The sequence below is a fragment of the Rhodococcus sp. C26F genome (assembly GCF_053345925.1).
Genome location: NZ_JBKFBA010000105.1, coordinates 1 through 2293 on the forward strand (window position 1 = coordinate 1; position 2293 = coordinate 2293).

At 64.2% G+C, this 2293-nt stretch carries 2 protein-coding genes and 1 pseudogene; 2 read left to right on the plus strand and 1 reads right to left on the minus strand.

All coding sequences use genetic code 11. From position 1 onward, the window contains the following. Nucleotides 1-194, minus strand: a pseudogene (locus ACLBYD_RS30630) (lycopene cyclase domain-containing protein); the annotation flags it as partial. A 1043-nt stretch (nt 195-1237) separates the two neighbouring features. On the opposite strand from ACLBYD_RS30630, the gene ACLBYD_RS30635 reads away from it, so the two are divergent. Next, complete coding sequence (locus tag ACLBYD_RS30635) at nt 1238-1591, plus strand: antitoxin Xre/MbcA/ParS toxin-binding domain-containing protein (RefSeq protein WP_447819393.1); 354 nt, start codon at nt 1238-1240, stop codon at nt 1589-1591. A gap of 1 nt (nt 1592) precedes the next feature. Further along, nucleotides 1593-2150 (plus strand): RES domain-containing protein, encoded by a 558-nt coding sequence (locus ACLBYD_RS30640; RefSeq protein ID WP_447819394.1) that lies wholly within the window; start codon nt 1593-1595, stop codon nt 2148-2150. Nucleotides 2151-2293 lie beyond the last annotated feature (143 nt).

The following is a 2293-nucleotide window of genomic DNA, read 5'->3' on the forward strand; positions in this document are numbered from 1 at the left end:
GTGACGTAGCGGGGATTGAAGCTCCAGACCCCGGCAGTAACGGCCAGCACATCCCAGGCCAGGAAGATGACAGCCACCGGTGCGACAGCTCGGACGACGCGGGCCGGCTGTCGGTAGATCCGTGCCCCCCACTCCAGGGGAGCGGTCACGATCAAGCAGGCCGCCAAGACGAATAAGTAATGCCAGGAATCCATCTCACGCTCCGTTCAGGGTGAAGGAGTCGATGCGGCTCGCGTCCAGCAGGAGCATTTCGGCCGCGACCGACGGACTCCTGATCTGCCAGGAGCGTGGCAGCCGAGCACAGTTCGGACCACGATCCCAGCGCTGTTTGTCACTCCGCCGACGCGTGTCGAGCACGCACCTGCGAACACAGCCAATCACGACCTCAGGCCGGCCATGCCCAAACGGTGCAGAAAATTGCAGAAGGCGACACGCGCGGCGTTCGATCGTCAGCGTACGGTGCTCGAATCGATGACGTTGTTCGTCGGCGACTACCCCACGGGCATCCCTATAGGGTCCTCGGCGGCCCAGCGTTCTGGTGTATTCGATGTCGATTCGACTGCCATGGGGATCCGCTCGGCAGCAGCACCGGTCTCGGGTGACGATAACTCTTCGGGATGTGGCCTTTCGCATCCCCTGTGCGCTGGGAAGAGCGCACCTACTTGCCGGCTCTCGGTGAAGATGTTGGTCTGGCGGAGGTGATGCGTTTCCTCGATGTGCACGCGCGCCGTTCCGGCGATCGGGTGGAGCTGCGTTATCTGCTCGTGGGCGCTGATGAAGGCGAGCAGGTGTCCGTTGCACTGGGCCGTTCGACGAGCGTCCGTATCGCCGGCGCCGGGAGCAGCTACAGGACTCGGCCGAGGGCGCGGGCCCCGAGATCGTGGCTGGCTTCTCGGATTGGCCTGGTCGGGTGACGACCTCTTCTGTTTCCTCGATATCGGGCGACGGAGAGGGAACGCCGCTACCTGAGGGCCCTCGCCGCCACCGGTGAAGATGCACCTCGGTCGGGCAAGGTGGCCGAGCTGATGGGGACAACCGCCAGCGGTGTCAGCGACGTGTGACGGACATCGGAAGGGAACGCGAATGACCCCTCTGTTGGCCTTCTGGTCAGCACGGCCTTTCTGCCCAACGGAAATGTTGGGTAGTATGGGATATGTCCACTTCGAGGAAGAAGTCGTCTGCCGCCGGACGGGGCCATGTGCCCCGCTCTGCTGGAGGCCGCGCGGTTCGTCGCGCGGTGTCGGGGCGTGTCGCCGCTGATGATCCGTTGTCTGCCGAGCGGGTGCGGTATCTAGCCGAGGAGTTCGGTGGGGCTGGTTTGGCGGCGATCGTGGGGGTCAACCGTTCGCAAACGTCTCGCTGGGTCAAAGGGGAGGAGCGGCCCGGTCCGGCTGCGGCGCCATTGCTGATCGACCTCGAGCATGTGCTGGCGCGGGCTCGTCTGGTGTGGGGGGAGGAGGCGGCGCGGACCTGGCTGGAGAGCGCGAACGTCTATCTCGACGGTGGTCGCCCGATCGATGTGCTGCAACTGTCGGGGCCGGCACCGGTGTTGGAAGCGTTGGATGCCGAGACGTGGGGTGGGGCCGCCTGACGTGCTGGTCTACCGAGTCTTTCCGTATTTGTCTTCTGCCGCGGCCGGTGAGCCTGGGCACCCGCTGTACGAGCATCGTCCGCAGCGCGGCGGCCGTATCGATCACCCCGATTATCACGTCTGGTACGTCTCGCGCTACGCCGAGGCGGCGTGCGGGGAGACTTTCGGCAATCTCGTTCGCTGGGATGTGTCGATGTTCGAGTTCCCCCAGGTGCCCGGTGCGCGCCGTGCATTGGGGGTCTTCGAGTTACCGGACGATCTGCGGGTTCTCGATCTCGATGACCCGGCGCAATTGGTGCGGCTCGGCTTGCGGCCGACTCAGGTGGTGACTCGGAACCTGTCGGTCACCCAGGGGTGGGGGCATCGAATCTGGTCGGAGACGGATCCGCATTCGGATGATCGCGCGTGGCAGGCGGTGTCGTGGTGGTCTTATCACCGTCCGGTGTGGACGGTGCTGGCGTCATGGCAGCGTCCGGATGTGGTTCGTGTAGAGGCGTTGGATCTCGATCATCCGGGGATTGTCGATGCTGCGAAAGCGCTTCACCGAGTCAGGGTGTGATCGCTACCGGGTCCTTAGTGGTCCTCCCCATACGTTCATCGGGGGGCATGCAGCCAACCGATCAGCGATAGCGGTCTCGTAGTCGTCCAGATGTGACAGTTGTCGACGTAGATCAGTTGTGGTGTAGCGCCAGTAGAACTGGT